This is a genomic window from Vibrio sp. LaRot3, from assembly GCF_027587025.1.
Lineage (GTDB): Bacteria > Pseudomonadota > Gammaproteobacteria > Enterobacterales > Vibrionaceae > Vibrio.
Window position 1 is genome coordinate 75,202 of sequence record NZ_JAPPTI010000011.1, and the last position, 22,540, is coordinate 97,741.

Annotated in this window: 21 protein-coding genes, 2 tRNA genes and 1 riboswitch; of the genes, 4 read left to right on the plus strand and 19 right to left on the minus strand. The window is 44.9% G+C overall.

The window, feature by feature from the left end; translation table 11 throughout:
• Positions 1–67: 67 nt before the first annotated feature.
• The 3 genes from OH461_RS16965 to ftnA form a co-directional block, all read right to left on the minus strand.
• Positions 68–1,261: an NAD(P)/FAD-dependent oxidoreductase gene (locus OH461_RS16965; protein WP_270021740.1), complete on the minus strand. Its 1,194-nt coding sequence runs from the start codon at positions 1,259–1,261 to the stop codon at positions 68–70.
• Positions 1,262–1,381: 120 nt separating this feature from the next.
• The gene (uspB, locus tag OH461_RS16970; RefSeq protein WP_270021741.1) at positions 1,382–1,705 is read right to left on the minus strand and encodes a universal stress protein UspB; all 324 of its coding nucleotides are present in this window, start codon (positions 1,703–1,705) and stop codon (positions 1,382–1,384) included.
• Positions 1,706–1,777: 72 nt separating this feature from the next.
• On the minus strand, positions 1,778–2,305 hold the full coding sequence (gene ftnA / locus OH461_RS16975; RefSeq protein WP_270021742.1) for a non-heme ferritin: 528 nt from the start codon (positions 2,303–2,305) through the stop codon (positions 1,778–1,780).
• A 143-nt stretch (positions 2,306–2,448) separates the two neighbouring features.
• Between ftnA and OH461_RS16980 the strand changes: the two genes are divergently transcribed.
• Positions 2,449–2,874 carry a universal stress protein gene (locus OH461_RS16980; RefSeq protein WP_260261337.1) on the plus strand — a complete coding sequence of 142 codons (426 nt, stop codon included), beginning with the start codon at positions 2,449–2,451 and terminating at the stop codon, positions 2,872–2,874.
• Between the two features lie 88 nt (positions 2,875–2,962).
• On the opposite strand, the gene OH461_RS16985 is transcribed toward OH461_RS16980, so the two are convergent.
• The 3 genes from OH461_RS16985 to OH461_RS16995 form a co-directional block, all read right to left on the minus strand.
• On the minus strand, positions 2,963–3,436 hold the full coding sequence (locus OH461_RS16985) for a hypothetical protein (RefSeq protein WP_270021743.1): 474 nt from the start codon (positions 3,434–3,436) through the stop codon (positions 2,963–2,965).
• 96 nt (positions 3,437–3,532) lie between these two features.
• Positions 3,533–4,312, minus strand: a complete 780-nt coding sequence (locus OH461_RS16990) for a class I SAM-dependent methyltransferase (RefSeq protein ID WP_270021744.1) — start codon at positions 4,310–4,312, stop codon at positions 3,533–3,535.
• A 47-nt stretch (positions 4,313–4,359) separates the two neighbouring features.
• Positions 4,360–7,512: an EAL domain-containing protein gene (locus OH461_RS16995; RefSeq protein WP_270021745.1), complete on the minus strand. Its 3,153-nt coding sequence runs from the start codon at positions 7,510–7,512 to the stop codon at positions 4,360–4,362.
• 103 nt (positions 7,513–7,615) lie between these two features.
• Between OH461_RS16995 and asnC the strand changes: the two genes are divergently transcribed.
• On the plus strand, positions 7,616–8,080 hold the full coding sequence (gene asnC / locus OH461_RS17000; RefSeq protein ID WP_260261333.1) for a transcriptional regulator AsnC: 465 nt from the start codon (positions 7,616–7,618) through the stop codon (positions 8,078–8,080).
• A 1-nt stretch (position 8,081) separates the two neighbouring features.
• Here the strand turns inward: asnC and OH461_RS17005 are convergent, their stop codons facing one another.
• The 3 genes from OH461_RS17005 to OH461_RS17015 form a co-directional block, all read right to left on the minus strand.
• Positions 8,082–8,690, minus strand: a complete 609-nt coding sequence (locus OH461_RS17005; protein WP_270021746.1) for a hypothetical protein — start codon at positions 8,688–8,690, stop codon at positions 8,082–8,084.
• A gap of 152 nt (positions 8,691–8,842) precedes the next feature.
• Positions 8,843–9,124 (minus strand): H-NS-like global regulator TsrA, encoded by a 282-nt coding sequence (tsrA, locus tag OH461_RS17010; protein WP_270021747.1) that lies wholly within the window; start codon positions 9,122–9,124, stop codon positions 8,843–8,845.
• Between the two features lie 74 nt (positions 9,125–9,198).
• On the minus strand, positions 9,199–10,353 hold the full coding sequence (locus OH461_RS17015; protein WP_270021758.1) for a multidrug effflux MFS transporter: 1,155 nt from the start codon (positions 10,351–10,353) through the stop codon (positions 9,199–9,201).
• Between the two features lie 141 nt (positions 10,354–10,494).
• Here OH461_RS17015 and OH461_RS17020 point away from each other — a divergent pair, with 141 nt between their 5' ends.
• Positions 10,495–11,436, plus strand: coding sequence for a LysR family transcriptional regulator (locus tag OH461_RS17020; RefSeq protein WP_270021748.1), 942 nt, complete (start codon positions 10,495–10,497; stop codon positions 11,434–11,436).
• A 142-nt stretch (positions 11,437–11,578) separates the two neighbouring features.
• Positions 11,579–13,366, plus strand: a complete 1,788-nt coding sequence (locus OH461_RS17025; protein WP_270021749.1) for an aminopeptidase P family protein — start codon at positions 11,579–11,581, stop codon at positions 13,364–13,366.
• 126 nt (positions 13,367–13,492) lie between these two features.
• On the opposite strand, the gene thiH is transcribed toward OH461_RS17025, so the two are convergent.
• The 10 genes from thiH to OH461_RS17075 all read right to left on the minus strand — a co-directional run bounded on the left by thiH (position 13,493) and on the right by OH461_RS17075 (position 22,510).
• Complete coding sequence (gene thiH, locus OH461_RS17030) at positions 13,493–14,620, minus strand: 2-iminoacetate synthase ThiH (protein WP_270021750.1); 1,128 nt, start codon at positions 14,618–14,620, stop codon at positions 13,493–13,495.
• A gap of 11 nt (positions 14,621–14,631) precedes the next feature.
• Positions 14,632–15,399 carry a thiazole synthase gene (locus OH461_RS17035; RefSeq protein WP_270021751.1) on the minus strand — a complete coding sequence of 256 codons (768 nt, stop codon included), beginning with the start codon at positions 15,397–15,399 and terminating at the stop codon, positions 14,632–14,634.
• Positions 15,400–15,404: 5 nt separating this feature from the next.
• Entirely contained in the window at positions 15,405–15,614 is a 210-nt protein-coding gene (gene thiS / locus OH461_RS17040) for a sulfur carrier protein ThiS (protein ID WP_270021759.1), read from the minus strand.
• 64 nt (positions 15,615–15,678) lie between these two features.
• Positions 15,679–16,452, minus strand: coding sequence for a HesA/MoeB/ThiF family protein (locus OH461_RS17045; protein WP_270021752.1), 774 nt, complete (start codon positions 16,450–16,452; stop codon positions 15,679–15,681).
• Entirely contained in the window at positions 16,439–17,713 is a 1,275-nt protein-coding gene (locus tag OH461_RS17050; protein ID WP_270021753.1) for a thiamine phosphate synthase, read from the minus strand. Before OH461_RS17050 ends, OH461_RS17045 begins: the two co-directional genes overlap by 14 nt.
• Entirely contained in the window at positions 17,713–19,659 is a 1,947-nt protein-coding gene (gene thiC / locus OH461_RS17055; protein WP_270021754.1) for a phosphomethylpyrimidine synthase ThiC, read from the minus strand. Before thiC ends, OH461_RS17050 begins: the two co-directional genes overlap by 1 nt.
• Before the next feature lie 162 nt (positions 19,660–19,821).
• A riboswitch (TPP riboswitch) is annotated at positions 19,822–19,920 on the minus strand.
• Positions 19,921–19,982: 62 nt separating this feature from the next.
• Positions 19,983–20,366: a fluoride efflux transporter CrcB gene (gene crcB, locus OH461_RS17060; protein ID WP_270021755.1), complete on the minus strand. Its 384-nt coding sequence runs from the start codon at positions 20,364–20,366 to the stop codon at positions 19,983–19,985.
• Between the two features lie 132 nt (positions 20,367–20,498).
• The gene (locus OH461_RS17065) at positions 20,499–21,881 is read right to left on the minus strand and encodes a multicopper oxidase family protein (RefSeq protein WP_270021756.1); all 1,383 of its coding nucleotides are present in this window, start codon (positions 21,879–21,881) and stop codon (positions 20,499–20,501) included.
• A 295-nt stretch (positions 21,882–22,176) separates the two neighbouring features.
• Positions 22,177–22,253: transfer RNA gene (locus tag OH461_RS17070), tRNA-Trp, on the minus strand.
• A gap of 180 nt (positions 22,254–22,433) precedes the next feature.
• Positions 22,434–22,510 (minus strand) — tRNA-Asp (locus tag OH461_RS17075).
• Positions 22,511–22,540 lie beyond the last annotated feature (30 nt).

Consider the following 22,540-nt stretch of genomic DNA (forward strand, 5'->3'; position numbering starts at 1 on the left):
ACTAATGACCAACAATAAGGGCGCTTTACTAAGCGCCCTTAATCTATCTCTATTTGTTTAGGTACATTTAAGCGTATTGGCCAGCTACGTAGCCTGAGCTCCAGCACCATTGGAAGTTATACCCGCCAAGCCAGCCCGTCACATCCATCACCTCACCGATGAAATACAAACCTTTGACCTTTTTGCACTCCATAGTTTTTGAGGACAGTTGGTCAGTATCGACACCACCTAACGTTACCTCTGCGGTTCGGTAACCTTCAGTGCCATTTGGCACGATTTGCCAATTCTCAAGATACTCTGTGATGCCTTTTAACTGCTTGTCGTTGAACTGCTTCAGAGGCTTATCTTGCAGCTCTTTACGTTCAATTAGCACTTCCACCAAACGCTTTGGCAATACGCGCGCGAGGGTGTTCTTCAAACTCTGATTTGGGTGCTTTTCACGTGAAACTGTCAGAAACTGATCCACATCCGCATCAGGGACTAAGTTAATCGTCACTTTTTGCCCAGCTTTCCAGAAAGATGAGATCTGCAATACCGAAGGGCCAGATAGACCGCGGTGAGTAAACAGCAAAGCTTCTTTAAATAGCGTGCCATCTTCGGCGGTAATCTCGGCAGGAATAGCAATGCCCGACAATTCAGCAAAGTCTTCTTTGTCTTGTTTGTGCAATGTAAATGGAACTAAGCCAGCGGTGGTTGAGATAACTGGCAGATCAAACTGTTCCGCGATTTTGTAACCGAATGGCGTTGCACCCAGTTTTGGCATCGATAAACCACCAGTCGCAACCACAAGCGAGTCACACTCAATCACATCGGTATTGGAGTGCAGAACGAAGCCTGTTTCGGTTTGTTCGATTTGATGTACGTCTTGTTGATAACGTTGTTTTACCGTCGGTAAATCGCATTCCGCTAGCAACATCTTCACGATGTCTTTTGAGTCGTAATCCCCCACACAGAATAACTGGCCATGATCGCGCTCTTCAAACTCGATGCCATGCTTGCTCACCATAGAGATGAAATCCCAATTGGTGTATTGCGATAATGCCGATTTCACGAAATGAGGGTTACGGCAAAGGTAATGATTTGCTATCACGTCGTAGTTGGTGAAGTTACAACGACCACCACCAGCAATCAGAATTTTTCGTCCAGGTTTTTTGGCATGATCAAGCACCAGTACTTTACGACCGCGCTTACCCGCCTCTGCTGCACACATTAATCCGGCAGCACCAGCACCTATAATGACGACATCAAACTTCTCACTCATGCTTACTCACTCAAACTACTTTGCTTTTAAGACAGCAATAAAAAAGGATGTGCGAATTGCACATCCTTGCTATTTAGTCGTTATTTTAACTTTTATTGCTCTGCTTGCCAATTCACCAATTTATAGCATGAAGGCAGCCAACAAGGTGACACCAAGCAATGCGGTAGACAGAATAAACAACTGCCTCACTCGGTCACATTTTCCGGTAAAAATTTCATCATGGTGATGGTGATACTCTTTACTCCTCAAATACGAAAACAGTTTGACCTGTTTCGTCATGTTGCCATGAGTGGTAAAGAATCCCCGACCATCGACTTGCTGATAGAGCAAGGGGTGAGCTTCCCGCATGATAAAAATTAACGAACGTAGCGCAGTTAAGTATCTTGCCATATTAACCAAAGTGACAAGCATTAGCGCAAATAGAATGGTGTCTCCACTGATCATCTTTTCCTCCCTACATCTTCCCCGATGCCCAAGAGAAAAAGACGAACTTAAAAGTGTGTCTCTTGCTGAAAACTATTCAGCTGGGGCATCCATGATAGAAGATGAACCTTCTTTTGCTAAAGCCGCCAGATCTTTGTCGATGAAGAACAACGCTTTACCATCTTCTCCAACAAGGTCTAACTTATCTAATATCCCTTTAAATAACTTCTCTTCCTCGTGCTGTTCCGCTACGTACCACTGTAAGAAGTTGAATGTAGAGTAATCTTGAGAAGTGAAGGCTACGTGCGCGAGCTTGTTGATTTTCTGTGTAATCATCTGCTCGTGTTCGTAGGTTTCTCTAAATACTTCACCTAAACTCTCAAACTCATGTTTTGGTGCTTCAATCGCGCCTAAAATTGGCATTGCACCGGTTTCACTCACGTAAGTGAATAAACGCTGCATGTGCTCCATTTCTTCTACGGCGTGTGCGCGTAAAAATTCAGCCGCGCCATCAAATCCTTTGTCTTCACACCAAGCACTCATTTGTAAGTATAGATTGGATGAGAAAAATTCTAGGTTAATTTGCTCATTGAGTTGATCGACCATTGCTTGAGACAGCATTTACGACTCCTATTTTTAGACTGACTATTATTTGTACCCACCATAACACTTTGTATGCTGAATGTGGATATGAGATCACTTCGGCATAATTATCAATAATCTAGTGCTAATCTAAATTTAGGGATATCACAGGAGATAGCACCATGAGTTATCAACATATCTTAGTCGCCATTGACCTTTCAGAAGACAGTAAATATTTAGTGGAAAAAGCCGTCGCGCTGGCTAAACCTTTAGAAGCAGACGTTTCTTTTATCCATATCGATGTGAATTATGCCGAGTTGTACACTGGCTTAATTGATATCAACCTCGCCGAAACCCAACATCAAGCGTTAGTTGCCTCTCAAGAGCAATTACAGCAGTTAGCGGATCATGCTAATTACCCAATCAAGCACACCTTGATTGGTAGTGGCGATTTGAGCAATGAGTTGTGTGAGAACATCGCCGAGTATCAAGTAGACCTAGTGGTATGTGGTCACCATCAAGATTTCTGGAGCAAGCTGCTCTCTTCCACTCGTCAGCTCATCAACTGCTCGCCAGTGGATATGTTGGTTGTACCAATCAAAGATTAGCGACACGACTCTGACTGCACGATATTTTCGTAAATACTAAAAAGCCCGCTGTTCTCAGCGGGCTTTTTTGTGTTCATTCAAACGTTGATTAGTGGACAGCTTCCGCGCCTTGATTGGCCGAATGTTCAAACGGTTCTAACCTTTGGTTAATTGCAGCAAACTTACCTTCTAACTTACGGTGCTTCTTAAGCAACTTCTGCTGCTTCTTCAGCACTTTTTTCAGCTTCTTATATTGTTTCTTTTGCTGCTTAGCTTGTTTCTTCACGCGCTTGATATCGGCTTTAGAAACGCTTTCCACCTCTGTAAATGGTTCTATTAAGGTACTTAGTGAGGCCTTATCTGACAATGCTTCAGCCAGTAAGCCACACTGCTTTTGTTCTGTAATTGGCTTATTTTGGCAACTCTGAGGAGGAATCGCCGTTGGCTTACACAGCGCTTCTTTATCAGCAGAAGAGCGAGCACACGAACGACACAAAAACTTAGGAGCACTAACTAAACGATGGATATCACCGAGCTGGTCAGCAATATCACGACGATTTAATTTACACAGACGTTTAGCCACACAACACCTCAGCTAAGAATACGAATAATTCTTAGTAATACCGTTAGAAGTATCAATTGGCAAGCAGTAAATATCGATGTTCCACTACCCAAAGAGCTAAGTCATTGATGCCTTTACATACACATCAAAACGATTTTTTTTGGTTTCAATCGCCATGGCCGGTTTTTGTTGATTCAGCCATTCAGCGTAATCGGGTCTTTTTACTACCACACGTTTCGTTGCAAGGGCTAAAGCGGGTTCTAGTAGCCCATCCGCATCCAAATCTGCACCAACCAACGATTGGAAAACACGCATCTCTTTTTTCACTAAGGCGGATTTCTTTTTGTTCTCTGGATGTGGGTACATAGGATCAAGATAAACCACATCTGGTGCAACAAAGTCTGGGTCTTCTGCTAACGCTTGTAGAGCATTGTGGCTTGATGCATGAATCAACGACATACGCTCGGCTACCCATGAACCAATGTCAGGGTCGCATTTAGCACGCGATAAGCCATCATCAAGTAACGCGGCAACCACTGGGTTACGTTCAACCATTTGTACTTTACAACCAAGAGAAGCCAATACAAACGCATCTCGGCCGAGCCCCGCCGTACCATCTAACACGGTTGGCGTTGCGCCTTTGTTTAGACCTGCCGCTTTAGCGATCGCTTGGCCTTTACCACCACCAAACTTACGACGATGGCCGACCGCGCCACCCACTAGATCGACATAAATAGCGCCAAGTTTAGGCTCATCTAACTTACGTAGCTCTAAACGTTGCTCTGTAAGAACCAAGGCAAACTCACTGCTTGCGTCATGATTCAGCCCCCAGCGCTGTGAAAGCATGGCTAGGTGTTCTGATTGCGTTTGGTCTTCACAAATCAATTGTAACTGCACGTAGGGCTCCAGAAAGGTGCAAAAAAGTCGCAGAAGTGTAGCGAAATTTAGTTCACGGTACTATGGCTAGATTGCTCTTCAAGTAACTCTTCCACCAATTCAGGTAACGGCTTCGGCTTACCAATCACATAGCCCTGAGCATAATCAACACCGAGCTCAAACAATAAATCAATAATTTGGGTGTTTTCAACAAACTCCGCCACCGTTTTCTTACCCATTTGGCGCGCTAAATCATTGATAGAGCGAACCATAAGATGGTCCATCTCGTTGACGTCCATATCACGCACAAACAAGCCATCAATCTTAACAATATCAACTGGTAGTTTTTTCAGATAACCGAATGAAGAAAGCCCTGAACCAAAATCATCCAACGCAATTAAACAACCTAGCTGTTTTAGTTGGCTAAACAACTCAATCGCTTGGTTCATGTTACTCATTGCTGCGGTCTCGGTGATTTCTAAGCAAATCTTATCGCAAGGCACACTGCTGGTTTGCAGTTCGTTAATGAGAAATTCAATAAACTCATTATTGCCCATCGAGTGGCCGGACAGGTTAATGGAACACATTGATAAGTTCTCAACCACATCAGGTTGTGAAGCGAGCCATTGCAGAGTTTGCGATACCACCTGCTTATCCAACAAGTGAGCAATATTGTAGCGCTCAGAGGCTGGCATAAAGATGCCTGGTGAAATGTACTCGCCATCTCGATTGCGAATACGGATAAGAATCTCAAAGTGCATGCGCTCATCCTCTTGGCTTAAGCCAAGAATACGCTGGGCAAATAATTCGATACGATCATTTGCCAGTGCGTTATGCACTAAGTTCACGCACTCCATCTCTAGCTCACGACGCTGCAAATCCTTATCGTCTATCGCATACAAGTTAAAGCGATTACGCCCTTCTTCTTTTGCTGCATGACAGGCTGTATCCGCCTGAGCGTGCACCATTTGTGGTGATGTCGCGGTGTGGTCAATAAGGCGGATACCGATAGAGCAAGTTAGGTTTAGTTTGATGTCATACCAAACAAACGGCTGCTCACTTAAAGTTGAGATGATTGAGTTAGCGACGTTTTTCGCGTCTCGCTCAGTACAGTCTTTGAGTAACACGGCAAACTCATCGCCACCCATGCGCGCTAATATCGCATTGTATGGCAACACTTCTTCAAGCATGCTAGCGCAGAACTGAATCGCTGCGTCACCGGCTTCATGACCTGCGGTGTCATTCAGTACTTTCAACTGGTCCATATCAAGGTACAACATGGCGTGAGTTCGGGTATAACTTTCTACCTCACGCAGCGCTTTTTCTAATTCAAGTTCAAAGTGGTTACGGTTGAAGGTATCGGTTAATAAATCATGCTGTGCTTGATACGCCAGTTGATCCGCCAAGGTGCGCATTTCAGTCACATCCTCACCAACAATGAGTAAGTGCCCACTTTCGACTAATGGCCTGATATTCTCTCTTATGCATAAGATGCGACCATCTGAGTGACGGTAATCGATCTCTCTTCGCCATACCCCTTTCATCGCCTGTTTCGGCTGCAACAATACTTGGCGTGGGATGACCGCATCAATATCTCGATAAAACTCTCTGAGACGATGGCCTAACACTTGATCGGCGGGATAGCCCAGTAACTGCTCCGCAAATTGATTCACCTGTTGAATGCGATTTTGCTCATCCAACGTAATCATCATCACGGGCTGCTGATCATAGTAATGGCTTAGGTTGGCTTCACGCTGGAACAACCGCTCTTCGGTTAACTTACGCGAGGTAATGTCTCGCGCTTCAAGCAGAATCTGTAGTTCTTTGTTCTCATGTTCTGGTAGATGCTTGAGTGATAGCTCGAGTACCATCGCGCCTTGTTCTGGGTCCCAAATCTCCGCCTCAAACTGACAAGCACCATCACAGTTGCCGTTAGCAAAGTAGCTCTTAAATCTTTCGGCCGCGCTTGATTCCCAATGACGATGTTGCCAAATAGGCTTCTCCATCACCATTTCTTTGTGATACATCAGCGCTTGCAGTTTGCTGTTGCTCGACACCAAGCGCCCATGTACATCCAATATCCCGATGTAGTGGTAGCTTTGGTCAAACACCATTTCAATCAATGTTTGGTTATCGCGAGCAAGCTGCTCACTCTTCTTCAAACGACTGAGGTAGTAAACCAAGAACATAATAATGATCGACAGCAAGGCGATAACACTGACAACAATGCGCAGCTCTTTGCTATAACGTTCAGTGAAGCTCTGAGGCTTATTGAAAAATACCGATGGTGACTCGGCATCGGTGCCTAGTCCCCAGCGAGTGACCGCTTGGTAATCAAGTTTAATTTCGGGAGAGCCAATTTGTATTCGAGGCAGGCTACCATTGGGCTGATTAAGTACCTTAAGTAAATGACCCGCCGTTTGTTGTCCTTGAATTCGACCACTTTGAATAACGCCACCGACGGCACCATAGCCCATACCGAGATCGTGCACCATGAAGATAGGTGCACCTGACATTTCGTTCAGTGATTTCCAATCCTCTAAACCGCTAATCCAACCGTTTTCATCTCGGTAATAAACCCAAAACAGCACACTCGACGTGGTATCTAGTTCGGAGACAAACTCAAGTAACTGTGCATAGGTTTCTGGCACGACTTGCTGAACGATATTCTTGTAGTCTGGGTATTGATTTAAGAAGCCATTAACTTGAGCGCGAACCGCTTCGCCGGTAATAGAGTGATCACTTATAACGTAAATATTCTCTACTTTCGGTTGGATGCGCTCTATCAAGCTGATGTTACTGAGAATATCAATATCCTCAGTAATACCGGTCGCTCGCAGGCCTAAATGCATTTGAGGGCTGTAGTTGTTAATACCACCAAAAATTATCGGTGTATCGCCGAGCTCTGGGGCTAGACGCCTCATCAGATCCAGCGCATTATTGTCACTGACCAATACAGCTTTGAAAGACTCTTGTGAGAACTTGGTTTTGTAGAGCAAATACAGTTGTTCTAAGTACTCTTCGCTTTGCAACCTCTTAGTGTCGAGGTAGACCACGCGAGTATTCACACGGGTATGGCTTAAGACATCTTCTAAGCCTTGCTGGAAGGAGTCAGTCCAAAAGAAGCCTTGATGGTAAGAGTGAATGATCAATACGTCTTTATCTTTCGCCGCACTAAAGCAGCTAAAAAATGAAACAACGAGAATCAGATAAAAACGCACGCGATAAGCTCTCAAATGAATGAAAAAGTTAAATTAATAGTACCATTATTGGTGTTAAATTGTACTCTTTCCACCCTACGTCTAATCCCTACAAGGTGCATTCATGCAAGCTCATGTAAACAAACTCGATGACCTCGACAAAGCGATTCTAAAAACCTTAATGGCAGACGCTCGGAAACCTTATGCTGAAATGGCTAAGCAGTTCGATGTTAGCCCTGCAACTATCCACGTACGAATTGAAAAGATGAAAGCGGCTGAGGTGATTCAAGGCACCGAGGTGATTGTTGATACTAAGAAGCTCGGATACGACGTGTGCTGTTTTATTGGTATTAACTTAAATGCCGCGCGCGACTATCACTCAGCACTGGAAAAACTCAATGCTTTAGAAGAAGTGGTCGAAGCTTACTACACCACCGGCGCCTATAATATTTTCGTCAAGTTGATGTGTCGCTCAATCGAAGAGCTGCAATATGTCTTGATTGATAAGCTACAAGCGATTGATGAAGTGCAATCAACCGAGACATTGATATCACTGCAAAACCCTATCAATCGCAACGTGAATCCATAAATTATTTGTTCGAGTGGCACGTTACATACAATGGGTCATTGCCACCTTGGAAGAAGCAGCTACCTGCATGCCCTATATCAATCGCATAGTGAGTGTTGTTTTTCCCATCATTGTCGATTTCAGTTGATGAGCGATAACATTCACGAGCACCAGGCCAACCATATTCATTAGTTACGCTCGAAAGTTCGTAATCGAAGTCATTGAGAGTTACAACATCTGGCACTTGCCAATTAGTTCGTCCAGCAAAAGCAATATTGTTGAGTGTACTGCACCAAGATTTGGCTTGAGAAAGCTTAACGAATATAAAGTTAGGGCCATGTACGACGTCATGTTTACTCTCTACCCAACTAGTGAACCCCATCTCAGAAGCAAAATTGGTACTTGGACTGCTAGTGAACCAATCACCAGTGCTGCTCTCAAGAGTCTTTAAACATTTACCGCCGGCACTCGTATTCTTATCGTTGAGTTTTTTCCCACACACATAATCCGTTGGGAACGTTGGCTCCGCAGGTGGACTTGGCTCAGAACTACTTTCTTCTTCTGAAGAACATCCCGCTAAAGCGAATTGAAGACAAAGCACACTTAAAACAATGGTCGCTGGTTTAATCATTTTTCCACCTCAGAACAGCAATTACAGAACATCATACTATGCGTTGTTTTTTATACAATATGAAAGACCGTACTGGGCTTAAATTTTAGGCAACAAAAAAGCTCGCTGATTAGCGAGCTTTTATCAATTTATTATGTAAACATCTAGCTTCGTTACCGAGCCAAAAATGCCTTCAACTCTTCGGCTGAGATGCCTTGTTCTGAAATCTGTTTAGCTAAAATGTCCACTTGCTCATCTTTACGAGCTTCAATCACTTGCTGGAACTGATAAACAATGTCGCGTAGCTTTTCGAGTGGTATTTGTTTCGCAGCGCTCTGAATACGCTCGCCACTTTGATCGCCTAAAGCGTTTAGCAATTTGCCAAACATCACCTTTTCAGGGGCGTCCTCTAGCTGCTCCATTAAACGAGCCATTTCATATGTCGTCAATGACATGCTTATTTGCTTTCCAACTTGTTTTGAATGAGCGGACAAATATACAACGTTTTTCTATTCAAGCCTAGCTAGGATTAAGCTAATAAATGATGCCATTGCTTACCTGACTTGCTGTATAGAACAAACAATCCCGGCAGCACGATCAGCATTTGAATCGCAATCAGCATTTGTGGCTCAAGACCAAGACGCTGAACAATCGCAATCACCAAACCCGAACCACTCATTTGGAACAAACCTAGCAACGCCGCAGCAGTACCTGCTTTATCACCAAATGGTGCCAGTGCTTTACCAGCAGCAGCTCCTAGAATCCAAGCAAAACCAACCGAAGACAAGAAAATCGGCGCCATGAAGGCTAACGCACTTTGTACTTCAGCAAGCACTAACATCATTGCCCCCGCGACTAACAAGGTGACGATACCGATAGTCAGTGTTTTATGTGTACCTAGCTTATCCATGCACTTTGGTGCCGTCATACACGCAACAATGTTAATTGCTGCGTTGACGCCAAACCAGAAGGTAAACTCATTCATCGACAAGCCTAAGCCTTCCATCAATACCACAGGTGCTGAGGTCACATAAGCTAAGATGACAGCCATAGCCAACATACACAGTGTCGCGTGGAACAAGAACGAAGGCGTTTTTACAATATCGAGGTAGCGTTGCAAACGAAACACAGGTTCAGTGCTGGGTGCTGGGTTAGTCTCTTTCATGCGGATGATCATCATAACCAACACTGTTACAGCAAAAATAGCCATAAAGCTAAAATTACTACGCCAGCCAAACTGTTGAGTTAACCAACTACCAAGAATTGGCGCTAAAGCAGGAATAAAACAAATCGCACCATTAAGGTAACTGATCATCTTGCCGCTTTTTTCAGGGCCAAAGATATCGCGAACTGTTGCAAAGGCTGCTACCGATGTCGCACACGCACCTAAGCCTTGTAGCAAACGCGCCATCAACATCCACTCTATACTTTGTGCGCCCCACGCCAATAAGGCACTCAATCCGTAGATGGTGATACCACTCAATGCAACAGTTCGACGTCCGAGTTTATCTGCCAATGGGCCTGCAAATAGCTGACCAATACCCATAGCAAACAAAAACCAAGTGATGGTGTCTTGCGCCAATGCGTGTTCCACGTGAAACGCTGCCGAAATCTGAGGTAGTGCTGGTAGATAGATATCAATAGCAAGTGGACTAAATAACACCAGCAACGTCAGTAGAACCATCTGAGTTTTTGCTGGTGACGCAAAGTTAGAATTGTGCACAAGGTAACCATAATTCAGTGAAATTTGGCCCAGTGTAAGTTAACCTAGATATGACATCCAATGACAAAAAATCATCCCTGATATTCCGAGAAGTAAAATCATATGAATGTGGAAAGATTAGCCCGAATCGACCTAAATCTATTGGTCTGTTTAAAGGTTCTGAGTGAAGAACTTAACGTCACTCGCACTGCCAACCGCCTTTGCTTATCACAATCGGCCGTTAGTAAAAACTTAGCCAAGCTCAGAACTCAGTTCGACGATCCGCTTTTTGTTCGTCAATCTCATGGCTTAACGCCAACACCAAAGACGCTTTTTTTAAAGCCCAAGCTTGATGTGCTACTTAACCAGTTGGAGCAACTGACTCTACCAGAACAGTTTGACCCAGCGACCAGCAATCAGCGCTTTCAAATTGCGGCGGTGGAAAGTGTCTACCCATTAATTTTGCCCCACTTCTTACCCCAAGTTTTCCATCAAGCACCGAATGTCACTATTAGTACCCATCCTTGGAGCGATCAGACCTTTACTCAGCTGCAGCGCGGTGAACTTGATATCGGTATTACTGGCAAAGACATTGATATCAACGATGCCAAGCTAACCATGCTTCCGCCCAATGATATCTGTTGGCAAGAAGTGTATCGCGATAACCAAATGTGCTTAATGCGTAACGATCACCCCGCTTTAACTCAACCTTGGACTCTCGATAACTATCTACGCCAACGCCACGTACAAGTGCGTTGCGATGGTAACGACCGTTGGTTACTTGATTATCGCCTCGCCGATATTGGCAAAGAGCGAGATATCGCTATCACAGTGCCGGACTTTAACAGTGCTGCGAGTCTAAGTAGCTATACCGACTTTATCTTTACTGCGCCTAGTCACTTCGTCAATTTAGCGGCACAACAGCTTAACCTGACCGTGATGCCATTACCGATGGAATTCCCTCCTATGGCCTACACGTTATTTTGGCATCGAGAGCGAGAAAATGACCCGGCACTTTCTTGGCTGCGTAATATGATTCAAGAGAAAACGCTCGCACTAAGATAGCGCAGATTAGGCGATAGCCAGACGTATCGACTGGTCAAGTGAGCAAGGCACTCGGTATCGTTTGCAGCCAAGCGGTAAAAGGAGTAGCTTATTCGCCATTGACCGTTTGCAACGGCACAACACAATATGAAGGATTAGATAGATGCTTACGACAACTGAACAACGTTTAGCTGCTATTAAAGAGTGGCTCGTTCAGCAAAACTTGGATGCTTTGCTTGTACCTCATGAAGATGAATACCTTGGCGAATACGTCCCGGCACACAACGAACGCCTACATTGGCTAACAGGTTTCACTGGTTCTGCTGGTGCAGCCGTCATCACTCGTGAAAAAGCGGCAATCTTTGTTGATGGTCGTTACACAGTACAAGTCACTAAGCAGGTGCCTGCTGAGTTGTTTGAATACCGTCATCTAATTGAAGAACCTGCGCTTGATTGGGTTGTCGACCAACTACCAACCGGCGCAAAAGTGGCGATCGACCCACGTATGCATAACTCAGGTTGGCTTGAAGGCGCACAGGAAAAACTCGCTAAACATGAACTAGTAATTCTAAGTGAAAACCCAATTGATCTACTTTGGAGTGATCGCCCTGAGCCTTTAGTTACCGATGTGCGCCTAATGTCTACTGAGGCTGTTGGTCAATCCAGTCAAAGTAAACGTGAAGAAATTGGTAAGCTTGTCGACAAAGCCGGGGCTGATTGTGCCATTATTACCGCTTTAGACTCTGTCTGCTGGCTACTGAACGTGCGCGGTTTAGATGTCGCTTGTTTACCTGTCTTACTCTCACACGCAATCGTAACCAAAGAAGGCAAGGTTGAGTACTTCTTAGATCCAGCTCGTTTACCAACAGACTTTACTCAACACGTTGGTGAAGGCGTTGATGTTTTCCATCCAGACCAACTTCAAGCGCGACTAGAAACACTCAATGGCCAACGAGTGATGGTTGACCCTGCCACAAGTAATGCATGGTTCAAACTGGTACTGCAAAACAGTGGTGCTACAGTTATCAGTAAAGCCGACCCTTGCCTATTGCCAAAAGCAGCTAAAAACGAAGTAGAAGTTTCGGGCATGCGCTCATGTCACCTTCGTGATGGTGCAAAAATGGTTGAATTTCTAGCTTGGTTAGATGCTGAAGTAGCCGCGGGTCGTCTACACGATGAAGCTGTGCTTGCAGACAAGCTTTACGCGATTCGCAAGCAAGATCCTACTCTTATGGACTTGAGCTTCGATACTATTTCTGCTGCTGGCGGTAATGCCGCAATGTGTCACTACAACCACGAAAATCAACCTCAGCCGGGTAAGCTAGAAATGAATACGCTATACCTTGTTGATTCAGGCGGTCAGTATTTAGATGGCACGACAGATATCACTCGTACAATTGCGATTGGCCAACCAAGCGATGAAATGATTAAGCAGTTCACGTTGGTATTGAAAGGCCATATTGGTGTCGCACGAGCTCGCTTCCCTAAAGCCACTCGCGGCTACCAAATCGATACATTAGCGCGTCAGCACCTATGGGCTGAAGGCTACGATTATGACCATGGTACTGGACATGGTGTTGGTCACTTCCTAAGTGTTCACGAAGGTCCTGCAAGTATTTCGAAGAAGCAAATTGACGTTCCTCTACTTAAAGGCATGGTGCTGTCGAACGAGCCGGGTTACTACCGCGCAGATGCGTTTGGTATCCGTATCGAAAACTTGGAACTTGTTGTAGAGCAAGCAACTCAAGGCGACTTCCCTGTACTCGCTTTTGAATCGCTAACTCGTTGCCCTATCGACATACGCAACATTAACGTTGATATGCTAACACGCCCAGAGCTTGCATGGCTGAACGACTACCACCAAAAAGTATGGGATGAGATTAGCCCATTAGTCGACGGCGACATTAAGCAATGGCTAGAACAAGCAACTCAGCCGCTTAGTCACTCGTAATTAAATAGTGAGAGCATATCGTTACGATTAACGATACGCTCAAGCTAATACAAAACCAAAAAAAAGGCTCTTCAAATGAAGAGCCTTTTTAATGTTTCACGTGAAACATATCTGTCGGTAAGCGATTTATCCAGAATATGCTGAGTGCCAATCACGCCAAACCGGATCAAAACCACGCTGTCGAATCATCGCCTCGACCGACGCCGCACTGCGCTCATCACTAATAGCAAACTGCTCTAATTCAACATCATCCATCGCATAGCCACCTGGCTGAGTTTTCGATGCAGCTGACATACTGGTAATTCCCAAAGGTAAAACACTGTCTCGGAATTTGGCTGATTCTCGCGTAGACAGGGACAGTTCCACTTCTGGATTGAACAAGCGATATGCACAGATCAACTGTACCAGCTGTTTGTCATTCATGACCGATTTAGGTTGTAAGGTATTCGCCGAGCCACCTCCCTCGCAAGGACGTAAGCGCGGAAATGAAATCGAGTATCGAGTCTGCCAATACGTTCTTTCAAGATACTCCAAATGAGCAGCGACGTAGAAACAATCGGTGCGCCACTCTTCCAAACCTATCAACGCGCCGATACCTATTTTATCGATACCCGCCTTTGCTAAACGATCCGGAGTTTCCAATCTAAACTCAAAATCGGTTTTATTACCGCGTAAATGATGAAGGCCATAAGTCGCAGGATGATAGGTTTCTTGGTAAACCATCACCGCGTCCAAACCTAATGTTTTCAACTCCGCGTATTGGTCCTGCTCTAACGGCTGAACTTCCATCGCTAAATAGTTAAAGCGTTGCTTTATTTCCGGCACTACTTGGCGAAAGTAGTTCATACCGACTTTGGTTTCATGCTCTCCCGTCACTAGCAACACGCTATCGAACTTCATCTTTTTGATTGCATCAATCTCAGCACCAATCTCTTCAACGCTCAAAGTTCTACGTTTAATTCGGTTCTCCATAGAGAAGCCGCAATAAGTACAAGCATTGGCACACAAGTTTGATAAATAGAGCGGGATATACAACGACATCGTATTGCCAAAACGCTTGCGCGTAAGGGCAAAAGATCGTTGTGCCATAAGCTCTAAGTAAGGTTCCGCAGCAGGAGAGATCAGCGCTTTGAAATCTTCCAAATCTAACTTTGATTTACTCAGCGCTCGCTCTACGTCACGCGCAGTCTTCGAGTAAATCGACATAGAGATGTCATCCCAATCGAGCTGATTAAAACGCTCAACAAAACTCATACGATGCCCTTTTATAACTCGTCTAGGAACGAAGTCAGTGGGCTAGAAGCAATCGCATGATTCACTTTTCCAGCCAAACCCGATTCGTAAGCGATACGTCCAGATTCAACGGCCAACTTAAACGCCTTCGCCATCGCAATAGGATCTGCCGCTGCAGCAATGGCAGTATTAACCAATACCGCATCAGCCCCCATTTCCATCGCTCTTGCTGCATGAGAAGGCGCACCAATTCCAGCATCAACAATTACCGGTACCGTTGCTTGGTCGATGATAATTTCCAAAAAATCAGCTGAGGCGATACCTTTGTTCGAGCCAATAGGAGCACCTAGCGGCATCACTGCCGCACAACCCACTTCTTCAAGGCGTTTACATAAAACAGGGTCAGCATGGCAATAAGGCAACACAATGTACCCTTCTCGAACAAGCTGCTCAGCAGCCGCTAGTGTTTCAATTGGGTCTGGCATTAGGTATTTAGGGTCTGGATGGATCTCTAATTTCAGCCAATTTGTTCCCAAAGCTTCACGTGCTAACTGGGCAGCAAACACAGCATCTTTGGCATTTTTTGCACCAGAGGTATTCGGCAGTAAATTTACACCGGCCTCAACAATCGGCTTTAAAATGTCATCATGCTTGTCGTTAACATCAACACGCTTAAGCGCCATGGTAGCTAACTGAGAACCCGATGCTTTAATGGCTTCCGCCATAATTTGACTGTTTGCAAACTTACCTGTGCCAGTAAATAGACGTGAATCAAACTGTTTATCAGCAATAGTTAACATAGCCATCACCCCCCTGCTATGGCTTGAAATAGTGAGATAGCATCGCCCTCACTGAGTACTGTTGACTGCCACTCACTACGTGGCACAACTTGGTTGTTTATCGCAAATACACATCCCAACTCGGGTAATGCGCACTGCGTGATTATCTGCTCTAGGCTGCTGCTCTCAGCCACCTGATGGGGTTGTTCGTTAATGATGATGTTTATTGAACCCATTACTTCGACCTTAATATTCGTCACTTACATCACTTGGATATAAGTTGGTATCTCTATGCAATGCTCACTCGCTAGCACATACTGCGCAGTGTTTGTCCTTACCTATCTTCATGGTTTGCCACTTAAGACTTAAACCATCAAAAATGTGCAGTTGACTGGTTTGGAATTGAAACTGACCTATCGCTAATTTCTGAATTGCAGCAAGTGCTTGGTAGTTACCTAACGTTCCTACCACCGGGCCAACCACACCTGAATCGCTACATTTTGTAGAGTTAGGCAGCTCATCAAATGGCACTAAGCATCGATAGCACGATAAGTCTGATGGTTGGTGTTTATCCTGCTTGGCAAAATCAAACACGGCGAACTGGCCTTGCCAGCCAATGGCAGCTGCGGAAACAAGTGGGGTTTGCTTTTCATAACAAAGCTGATTAACCAAATGTCTGGTTGACAAGTTATCGCTACAATCGAGAACTAAATCTGCCAACATGATTTCCAAACCTAATTGGCTGCTTTCCAAACGCTTGTCGACCGTGCGAACACTCACATCCCTATTCAGTTCTGTCAGTTGCTCAGCCATTGCTTTCACTTTGGATGTACCCACATCTGATTGGCGATACACTACTTGGCGCTGCATATTGCTGAGATCGACACTGTCATCATCAATAACAACCAATTTACCGACACCTGCTGCTGCTAAATACAAACACGCAGCGCTGCCTAGCCCGCCACAGCCAATAACAAGAACATGGGATCCAAGTAGCCGTTGCTGACCTTCCTCACCAATTTGTGGCAACGAGATTTGCCTTTGATAACGAAGGAACTGGCTATCCTGCAACACAGCTTTCTCCTTGCGGTTCCGACAACGACATGATCTGCCTAAAGCTATCGATCACTTGTTTTGGATTGTCCGCCAGAGTGATGGCTCTCACCACAGCCAAGCAAGATACTCCGCAGTGCCAGACTTGCTGCGCATTGGACAAATCAATGCCACCAATCGCAACCGTCGGATAACCTTTCACATCACCGTATGGAATAGAATCAATGAGCTTTTGATACAAAGCCAAACGCACTAATCCTTGAGGTTTAGAAGGCATCTGTTTAGTCGTGGTTGGGAATATATGACCGAGTGCTATGTAGCTAGGTTGAATCTGAACAATTCTGAGTAACTCATAATAACCATGGGTAGATAACCCAAGGCTGATATTCGCGTTACTGAGTTGGCTTAAGTTCGACTCTTCAATGTCTTCTTGGCCAAGATGAACGCCAAAAGCACCATGTTTCAATGCCAGTTGCCAATAGTCGTTAATGTAAACTTGAGCGTTGTATTTGCGCCCGAGTTCAATGGCTCGAACAACTTGCTGTTCCAAATCAGCTTGATGAGTATCTTTGATTCGTAGCTGAATAGTATTGATGCCTAAAGGCAGTAGTTTCTCAATCCAAGCAACATCATCCACTACTGGGTACAAACCTAGGCTCTGTTTACTCAAGGTCGGAAACGCTACAGATTTGTTGGCCACCTTCCACCCAACCTGAATACCTAAACGCTGGTCTTCAATCACCGGAATCGGAAATTGGCTAAACTCACTTGGCCATGTTTCACGTGAAACATTGGTCAATGCTCTTGCTAGCGTAAGGCTATCTTCGATAGGAAAATCGAGCGCGAGTAAAGCAAGCAACCAACAAAAGTGGCGCTCCTTCTCAAACTCAACTTCAGTCTGAGAAACATACGATGACAGTGCCCGATTTTCTCCTGTTATCGGATGACGCCAAATGTCTAGACGTTGCTCGACGTCTGAAACACCCAGCAATACGGTTCGAGGTTTCAAAGCACTTAACTCAGTTATCGAGGTTGGATCAGAGTGATAGACCATTACCCACTCATCCTCACCTACCGCTGTTTGCTCCAAAAGCTCAAAACAATCCGTTTGAAAACGAGTTGCTGAACGATCGTTCTCTAAAATGAAGCCATCAGTTGGGCTAATGCCCAACTGAATATGCTCAATCGCTAACCCTTGCTGCTCTGCCATCAACAGACACTGTTGCAGTATTTGCGTGGTAGATTTATTAGCAACAGGAACAAGCAACTTCACTTTTTCCATCAAGGCTGCTCCTCCACTTCTGGTTTTGCCGCAGGATGATAAAGCTCAGCCCCTGTTGCCAAGAATTCAGCCGACTTCTGACGCATTCCCTCTAGTGGGTCATCCAACATCTTGATCTCAATAGCTTGGTCAGCAGCAACTTGCTTAGTGTCTTTCGCGTATTCACGAACTTCTTGAGAGATTTTCATTGAACAGAATTTAGGACCACACATAGAACAGAAGTGAGCGACTTTACCCGACTCTTGCGGCAAAGTTTCATCATGGAATGAACGAGCAGTTTCAGGGTCTAGTGACAGGTTAAACTGGTCTTCCCAGCGGAACTCAAAACGTGCTTTTGATAGCGCATTATCTCGAACTTGAGCGCCCGGATGACCTTTCGCTAAGTCTGCTGCGTGCGCAGCGAGCTTATAAGTGATTAAGCCGGTTTTTACGTCTTCTTTATTCGGTAAGCCAAGGTGTTCTTTAGGTGTTACGTAGCAAAGCATAGCACAGCCATACCAACCAATCATCGCAGCGCCAATACCTGAAGTAATATGATCGTAACCAGGAGCAACATCCGTTGTTAGTGGACCAAGGGTATAGAAAGGCGCTTCGTGACAATGCTTAAGTTGCTCATCCATGTTTTCCTTAATCATATGCATCGGCACATGACCTGGGCCTTCAATGATTACTTGAACATCGTATTCCCAAGCAACTTTGGTCAGTTCGCCTAGAGTGCGGAGCTCAGCAAATTGAGCTTCGTCATTTGCGTCAGCAATAGAGCCAGGGCGCAAACCATCCCCTAAAGACAGGGCAACGTCGTACTTAGCGCAGATTTCACAGATCTCACGGAAGTGAGTGTAAAGGAAGCTCTCTTGGTGATGAGCAAGACACCATTTAGCGATAATAGAACCACCACGAGAAACTATGCCGGTGACTCGTTTTGCTGTCATTGGTACATAGCGCAGTAATAAACCCGCATGGATAGTGAAGTAATCTACGCCCTGCTCTGCTTGTTCAATTAGCGTATCGCGCATCACTTCCCAATTTAGGTTTTCTGCAACTCCATTTACTTTTTCAAGTGCTTGATACATTGGAACAGTACCAATCGGCACCGGACTGTTACGCAGAATCCACTCTCGCGTTTCATGGATATTACGACCGGTCGATAAATCCATAACCGTATCGCCCCCCCATCGCGTTGACCAAACTAGCTTCTCAACTTCTTCTTCAATAGAAGAACTCACTGAAGAGTTACCGATGTTAGCGTTCACTTTCACTAAGAAGTTACGACCAATAATCATCGGCTCAGATTCTGGGTGGTTAATATTAGAAGGGATGATGGCGCGACCTTCAGCAACTTCTTTGCGCACAAACTCAGGCGTAATATCTTTCGGAAGGTTAGCTCCAAAGCTTTGCCCTGCATGTTGCTGATTAAGCATCTCGTCGCGAAATTTTGCACGCCCCATATTTTCGCGAATGGCGATGTATTCCATCTCTGGGGTAATCATGCCTTTACGAGCGTAATGGAGCTGGGTAACACGCTGGCCTGTTTTAGCACGTCTAATACGTGGCAGATTGCCGTATCTTAAGTCATCCAGTGTTTCATCTTCCAAGCGCTGCTTGGTATAAACCGAACTCACATCATCAAGGAGTTCTGTATCGCTACGTTCTTCAATCCATTGTTCACGTAGCTTTGGTAAGCCGTTGTATAGGTCAATTTGGTAATTAGGGTCTGTGTATAACCCAGAGGTATCATAGACGTGTATAGGCTCATTAGGCTCAAATATAGGCGCCTCTTTAGTACCGCCAATTAGGCTATCGGCCAAAGAGATCTCACGCATGGGCACGCGAATATCAGATCGCGAGCCTTCAATATAAACTTTTTGGGAATTTGGGTACGGTTGTACCGAAAGAGTATCAATAAACTGTTTTGCTTCCAGTCTCGCTTGCTTGCGACTCGACATAGCATTTTTCCTTGCTTTGTTATTCTAGATAAAAAGATTTTGGATAAAAATGCTTGGCGGAAAGATGCGACAAGAGGAATCGAGTGCGAAAAACCGAGAATGGGTAATAAGACCGCAAACGATTAGATGATAGATCTACCCATGAAAGTGAGCTTATGGGTATGAGTATCTTCTCTTGTTCCCTTCGCAGGTGTTAGCCTGATCAGGTTCAACGGATCCCGAATTAACGGTCTCAGCCTTATGGCACTCCGACAAGTAGAACGATTATAAGCAATCGAGTGGTTGAAACCAAGCTGACTGCTTATAAAATAACAAACTAATTTTTAACTCTTCATTAGCAATTGGAAACCCAACCACGCCGCAGAGATGCTTAAAACTACGTTTAAAATGATGTTCAAGCCCATCTTGAAAAACGCCCCTTGCTGCATCAAAAGAACGTTATCCATCGAAAATGTAGAGAAAGTAGTTAGTGCGCCTAAAAATCCTAAACCGATAATTTGACGCCAAGGCTCAGTTGCAAGCAACTCACTTTCAAATGCAGCAATTAGCAACCCCATCGCAAATGAACCGATTACGTTAACCGTTAGCGTGCCATATGGAAAACCTCGTCCCAATAATAGTACGCACAATTCAGAAACCAGATAGCGCGAACACGCACCAAATGCTCCGCCCAAAGCGATGAAGCCCAAAATGGAAAGCTGTCCCATATTACCCCCTAAAAACTAATGACGATATTGTAGCCATAAAACGTCATTAATCGAACTAAGCAAGCTATATTTGCACAAAACTCTCCGTACTTAGTCACTGAAAACAGCTCTACTTTAAAAAAGTTACAGGAGTCACTTTACTTCGATGTAACCCATCAAACCTGTCTTCATATGTTCGATGACATGACAATGGTACATCCAACGTCCGGGATTATCGGCAACAAAGGCGGCTTTAGCTCGTCCATTCTTACCTAGTAATACGGTATCGGTATGAAAGGGGTTCTCAAGTTTTTTACCATTCATTTCAAGAACCGTAAATGTGTGTCCATGCAAATGAATCGGGTGATGGTATTGGGTGACATTACGCAGATCAAAAATATAAGTCTTACCCAACTCTAAAGTAGCGAGTGGAGCGGGAATATTATCTTTGCTCATTCCTTCCCAAGCTCTTTTGTTCATTAACCAAAACTTCGGCATCGCTTTACCTGATTTATCCGCCGGAGTTACAGCCCCCTCCCACTCGAACACAAAATCGATCTCCTCTGCATTCGCGAGATCGAGATTAGGGACGGGATTAAGCGGTAGAGAAGGCAGCGACTGATCTTGAGCAAGATTAGATTGAATCACTTCAAATTCGCATAGTGGAAAAGGGAAACGCCCTTTCATGTAACGAACGTACACGCGCTCTCCAGCCTTTGGAGCGATAAAACCAATATCGACCCTCATTCCTGGGCTAACCTTATGTTCTGCAAGCTTATAGGGCTTCTCTATCGGATTCCCGTCAATAGCAATAACCCAAGCCTCTGCACCTTCGACTGCGATCGGGTAAGTAATCGTGTTATCGACATTCGCAATCCTTAAACGTGTGGTCGCATTCTCTTTCAATTGATAAATAGGCTCATGGGTACCATTAACGCTACTGTATTCTCCGGGTGTCCCCATCCGAGCACTTAGCCTTGGCACCATCAATTTCTTCCAGTTGCCCTGCTTATCAATATGCCAATGTTTGACCATCAGATCATGCTCTTCATCGAACACCACAGGAACCGACTCTTCAACAATGATGAGCCCAACAAGCCCCATTCCTAACTTAACGACGCTATTCATATGTGGGTGATACCAAAACGTACCCGCATCTGGTGGCGTAAAAGTATAAACAAAGGTTTCACCCGGCATGATTGGAGGCTGACTTAAGAATGGAACACCATCCATCTCTATCGGTATCCGTAAACCATGCCAGTGAATGGTGGTGGGTTCATCAAGCAAATTAGTAAAGCGAATCGTCACAGGCTCACCCTGACGGCAACGGATTATGGGTGCTGGTATCTCACCATTAAAGCCTAATACCGGTGTCTGATGACCTTTAACCAGCTCTGCCGTTGCAGGTTGAGCAGTCAAGTCGTAAACATAACGGCCATCTTTCTGCTTTCCTCCGGTTAATGAGCAAGCAGGAAGCGCGCTTAAAGCACTAATCGCGACAGAGGATTGTAAAAATTGGCGGCGGGTCATATCCATAACACTATCCCTTGTTAGTTGAGCTCGCCCAGTCTAACTAATTGATGAGATTAATTCTCAACAATGTAAAGAAAATGTGGTTATGAAGGATGAATTTAGATTCGGAAAGGTTCAGCGTTGCTGCTAAGCAGTTCAGATATGACAGAGGAGGACAGGGCTGGCGATCCAGAGATTCGAAAGCTTCGCCCCAACACGCGCTATTTGGGAAGTTCGGGGAATCCGCTGCTCTGCCAATTAAAGTTTATCTGGAAGCTAAATGAAAAAGGCTCCAGTCTTTCGACTAGAGCCTTAAATATGGCAGGGGTGGAGAGATTCGAACTCCCAACACGCGGATTTGGAATCCGCTGCTCTGCCAATTGGAGCTACACCCCTAAATTTTATCTACAATCAGGTTCGAATAGATTCGAACTCCCAACACGCCCTATCACAAGGTATTTGGGGAATCCGCTGCTCTTTGTTCTTTCGAATTGGAGCTACACCCCTGTAGAAACTACAGTTTATCATATTGTAGATTCAAAAAAACCTCGCCATTAGCGAGGTTCTTGAAATAAGTGGCGGAGCGGACGGGACTCGAACCCGCGACCCCCGGCGTGACAGGCCGGTATTCTAACCAACTGAACTACCGCTCCGCACTGGTTAGACATTTAAGTCTAAATTTG

Bases quoted from the DNA above. Each gene is read 5' to 3' on its own strand.
- OH461_RS16965 (WP_270021740.1), bottom strand. From the start codon at position 1,261: ATGAGTGAGAAGTTTGATGTCGTCATTATAGGTGCTGGTGCTGCCGGA.
- uspB (WP_270021741.1), bottom strand. From the start codon at position 1,705: ATGATCAGTGGAGACACCATTCTATTTGCGCTAATGCTTGTCACTTTG.
- ftnA (WP_270021742.1), bottom strand. From the start codon at position 2,305: ATGCTGTCTCAAGCAATGGTCGATCAACTCAATGAGCAAATTAACCTA.
- OH461_RS16980 (WP_260261337.1), top strand. From the start codon at position 2,449: ATGAGTTATCAACATATCTTAGTCGCCATTGACCTTTCAGAAGACAGT.
- asnC (WP_260261333.1), top strand. From the start codon at position 7,616: ATGCAAGCTCATGTAAACAAACTCGATGACCTCGACAAAGCGATTCTA.
- OH461_RS17005 (WP_270021746.1), bottom strand. From the start codon at position 8,690: ATGATTAAACCAGCGACCATTGTTTTAAGTGTGCTTTGTCTTCAATTC.
- tsrA (WP_270021747.1), bottom strand. From the start codon at position 9,124: ATGTCATTGACGACATATGAAATGGCTCGTTTAATGGAGCAGCTAGAG.
- OH461_RS17015 (WP_270021758.1), bottom strand. From the start codon at position 10,353: ATGGTTCTACTGACGTTGCTGGTGTTATTTAGTCCACTTGCTATTGAT.
- OH461_RS17020 (WP_270021748.1), top strand. From the start codon at position 10,495: ATGAATGTGGAAAGATTAGCCCGAATCGACCTAAATCTATTGGTCTGT.
- OH461_RS17025 (WP_270021749.1), top strand. From the start codon at position 11,579: ATGCTTACGACAACTGAACAACGTTTAGCTGCTATTAAAGAGTGGCTC.
- thiH (WP_270021750.1), bottom strand. From the start codon at position 14,620: ATGAGTTTTGTTGAGCGTTTTAATCAGCTCGATTGGGATGACATCTCT.
- OH461_RS17035 (WP_270021751.1), bottom strand. From the start codon at position 15,399: ATGTTAACTATTGCTGATAAACAGTTTGATTCACGTCTATTTACTGGC.
- thiS (WP_270021759.1), bottom strand. From the start codon at position 15,614: ATGGGTTCAATAAACATCATCATTAACGAACAACCCCATCAGGTGGCT.
- OH461_RS17050 (WP_270021753.1), bottom strand. From the start codon at position 17,713: ATGGAAAAAGTGAAGTTGCTTGTTCCTGTTGCTAATAAATCTACCACG.
- thiC (WP_270021754.1), bottom strand. From the start codon at position 19,659: ATGTCGAGTCGCAAGCAAGCGAGACTGGAAGCAAAACAGTTTATTGAT.
- crcB (WP_270021755.1), bottom strand. From the start codon at position 20,366: ATGGGACAGCTTTCCATTTTGGGCTTCATCGCTTTGGGCGGAGCATTT.
- OH461_RS17065 (WP_270021756.1), bottom strand. From the start codon at position 21,881: ATGGATATGACCCGCCGCCAATTTTTACAATCCTCTGTCGCGATTAGT.